Below are 3,814 nucleotides of genomic sequence, written 5' to 3' on the forward strand. Positions count from 1 at the left end.
TCGCACGTTGACATCGCGGTTGTACCAGGCCTGACGCAAGGCATAACCCGGCTGTTCACGTCGCTCGTCGAGCGAACGTGTGAGGTAGAGGCGCTGGACTTCGATGTACACGTTAGGTTGGAGGCCGCCCGGGATATCCGCTTCGCTCCTGATCCCGGGCTAAGGATTTGCAGCCCATAGCCGGGGACCGCTTGCGTCCCCGGCGACATTAAGGCGAGTTTCGTCGCTCACCGATTGCAAACACCTGTATGATGATTCAGCGCAGATGGTATAACCTGGCCTAAACACCGCCCGGCACAGGTTCACAGGCTACACGTCGCTAAACACGTACCACGGCGCGCCGTGTCCCTACTTTTCTTACGTGGTCCTCTGCATGTCAAATCAAAGGGGGAAAAGTCCACGCATCAACGTCGCATGGTGGAGCCATGCAACGAGGGGGCTAAACAGACACCGACCACTGTCGGCACCGTCGGTGCCAGGTCCTGTGAGTCATCTCAACAAGTCGCAAGGCGGCACGATTGCACACGAGTTCGCGTCTGCCGGCTGCCGTTCAGCGCGCTACGTGCTCGATCGCACAACCAGCTCGGACGGCAGAACGCGCTGGCGCGGCGTTGTAGAGGTGCCTCCTTGCAAGAGGTCGAAGAGGCGGCGTGCGGCCTGTCGGCCCAGATCGTGCACGGGCACGCGCACCGTGGTGAGCGCCGGGGTGTTGTACCGCGCGCTGGGGATATCGTCGAATCCCACCATGGCGATGTCTTCGGGGATGCGAAGCCCTTCTTTCTGGAGCGCAGCCATGGCGCCAATGGCCATGTAGTCGTTGCACGAGAAGAACGCATCGGGGTGCGGGTTGAGTGAGGGGATCTTTTCCCCTGCTTTGTATCCACTGGCCCGCGTAAAATCGCCTTCGATAACAGGCTGTGCATCGGGATCGAGCCCCGCTTCTGTGAGTGCATCGCGGTATCCCTCTGTGCGTTCGCGTACATCATGACTTTCGGGCGGCCCCAGAATAATGCCGATGCGCTCGTAGCCGCGTTCGATGAGATGCGAGGTGGCTTTGTAAGCGCCGCCGTAGTTCTCGATGTCGAACGTGTCGTACGATGTAGATTGAAGCGGGCTATTCATAAACACAACAGGCACATCGATTGCCATGTCGTCGAGCAGCTTGGATTGCGTCTCGACATGTGTGGTCATGACAAGTAGTCCGTCGGCACGACCGCGCAGGGCATCCAGCGCCGCTTCGCTTTCTGAGAGGCTGTAGTGCGAGCTGGAAATGAGCAGGTAGTGATTGGCCTTTTGAGCGACCTCGTCGATGCCCCGAATGATCTCGGAGAAAAACTCGCCGTGAGGAGCCGGAACGATAACCCCGACGACCTGGGTGCGTCCGTGGCTCAGGCTCTGCGCTGTTGCGTTGGGCCGGTATCCCATGTCTTGCGCCACGGTTCGGACGCGCTCTTGGGTTTCGTCGGTTACCAGTTCGCTGTGGTTAAACACGCGCGAAACCGTCGTGGCTGATACGCCAGCGACTTTGGCAACATCGCGAATGGTAACTCCCATGATGGTGGAAAATGATCAGAATAAAATGTACTACGGGCGTACCGTGCGCGACACGCAGCCTTGTAACACTGCGTCATAAGGAACCGGTTTCATTGGGTGCAGTCCGCTGTTGTAGGAAGGGGGTATTCAAAATTGAAAAATGCCCTTCGCCAATCCAAAACCCAAAATCTAAAATGGAAAGGAGCTTGCACCTTTGTCTCCCACCTTCTATTTATAAGCGGTGACCACCAGAATAATGTAGAAACAGTGAATGAGCATGCGGTCTGTGTGCGCACAACAGAATATGGCGTTTTGTGTTATATTTGAATTTAACAGTCAAGATTACCTCCAACACCTTGTTTCATTCAATCCCTACCTGTCCATGATGGCTCAACGTATACTCCCGATTTTGCTGTCCTTCCTGCTCGTTGCTCCCGTAGCGGCACAAGAGTACAGCGGTACACTGACCACCGACGCGCCCACCCGGGGCAATGGGGCTCACTACAACACGCACACCTTCACGGCCGAGGCGAACCAGGAGGTCACGGTGCGTCTGGAAGCCCCCACCGACGACTTTGACACGTACCTGCTCGTGCAGGCTCCCAATGACGAGACCTATGAGAACGACGACCACGGGAGTTGCTGCGACGTCTCCCAGGTCACATTCAACGCGCCCCAAGATGGGGAGTACGAAATATGGGTTAGTGCGTACTCGGCAGAAGACGGAGACGAGTATGGCGACTACACCGTCACTGTAGACCGCATGCGCTACGAAGTGGTTGAGGAGGTGAGCGGGCGCCTCGATCCGGAAGACGAAGAGTCCATCAAAGGTGAGTACTTTGACTCGCTTATGATGGATGTGCCCGATGGACCGTTCATCGTAGAACTTCGCGCATTGGGCTTTGACGGCTACCTGCGCGTTATGTCGCCCGACGGCGAAAGCTGGCGCAACGACGACTACGGATCATCGGAGAGTTCGTACCGCCTTTCGCGGGTGGAAGATCTTCAGGGCGATGGCGGCGAGTGGCAGGTTGACGTGACCAGCTACAGCGAGGGCGAAACAGGCGCATACGATGTGCGCATTCTGACTCCGGCCGATGAATGAGCCGGATCCTAACGACTTCTGAAAGCACGGCCTGCTCCTGCTACCTGCTGCCCGTCAGTTCGATGATGAGGCTTCGGGGGTAGGGGCAGGCGGTACGTGCTCGGTTTCTACGCCGCCATTTTCTTCTGCTGCGTGCTTGTCGTGGTCGGCCCACAAGCGTCCGCTGTCTTCAAGCCACTGCCACAGTGCAGGCAAGAAAGTGAGCGCCGCCAGCAATGTGGCCCCAATGCCGACTGCTGCCAGCATACCAATGGAGCGCAACCCGGGGTGGAAGCTAAGCAGCAGCCCTCCAAACCCGATGATCGTTGTAAGTGAGCCAATGGTGACGTGCTCGCCGGTCGATCGCAAGACCGGCCAGATGCTTCCGAATCCCTCTTCGCGATACCGGTGCACCAGGTGCACGCCCGCGTCGTTGCCGATGCCGAGCACGGCTGGAAGCACCACCATGTTGTAGAAGTTAAGCCGGAGGCCAAAGACCTGCATAATGAGCAGCATCCAGAGCACGCCGACTACGAGCGGAATCAGCGCAAGCGCGGCCCAGCGCACCCGTCCGAAGTTGATGTACATGAGCACCATTACGATGAAGAAGGTGGCGGCAATCATGTAGGGGGCTTCCGCCTGCATCAGGCGAAGCATGTCGGCGGCCACAAGCGACGTAGACCCTGCATGGTAGGTTGTGCTGTCATCGAGCACCACCGTGCCCACCTCCTCGGCAAACGCCATTGAGTTGCGCCCATCCGAAAGGCCCACGCTTGGGTACACCATTACGAAGCGGCCCAGCTCGCCGTCGCGCGTGGTGAACTGATCGCGCAGGAAATCGGGCACATCCTCCATGGCCACCGGCTCGGTGGTCTGCGCAGCGCGGCGCAGCTTCTGCATGTCCTCGGAGTCGTCCTCGCGCAGGTAGCGGTTTTCGGTAGCTGTTTCTCGAATGGATGCGATGCGGTCGAGCTTCGCTTGCTGGGTTGAGTCAGTAATTGGGAAGCGCTCCTGCAAGCTTTCGACAGCAAGAATGGTGGAGGTCGAGTCTTGCGCCCTCTCGCGTAGCGTGTTCACAATGCGCGGCACATCCTCTTGCGTATCGGCCACAATGTACGCCGGGTTGCGCCGTTCATTGTCGTCCGATTCGACCGCGTCGATCACCGCAGCGCGCTCATTGTAGTCCTCGTATTCGGG

3 protein-coding genes are annotated in these 3,814 nt (G+C 58.3%); 1 reads left to right on the forward strand and 2 read right to left on the reverse strand.

Going from position 1 to position 3,814, the window contains the following annotated elements:
* Positions 1 to 558: 558 nt before the first annotated feature.
* Positions 559 to 1,554 (reverse strand): LacI family DNA-binding transcriptional regulator, encoded by a 996-nt coding sequence (locus R6U20_RS06235; protein WP_410337003.1) that lies wholly within the window; start codon positions 1,552 to 1,554, stop codon positions 559 to 561.
* A gap of 364 nt (positions 1,555 to 1,918) precedes the next feature.
* Here R6U20_RS06235 and R6U20_RS06240 point away from each other — a divergent pair, with 364 nt between their 5' ends.
* Entirely contained in the window at positions 1,919 to 2,638 is a 720-nt protein-coding gene (locus R6U20_RS06240) for a PPC domain-containing protein (protein ID WP_410337004.1), read from the forward strand.
* A 54-nt stretch (positions 2,639 to 2,692) separates the two neighbouring features.
* Here R6U20_RS06240 and R6U20_RS06245 read toward each other — a convergent pair.
* On the reverse strand, positions 2,693 to 3,814 hold a 1,122-nt coding region (locus R6U20_RS06245), incomplete at its 5' end, for an MMPL family transporter (RefSeq protein ID WP_410337005.1).

It is taken from the genome of Longimonas sp. (genome assembly GCF_046498435.1).
GTDB lineage: Bacteria > Bacteroidota > Rhodothermia > Rhodothermales > Salinibacteraceae > Longimonas.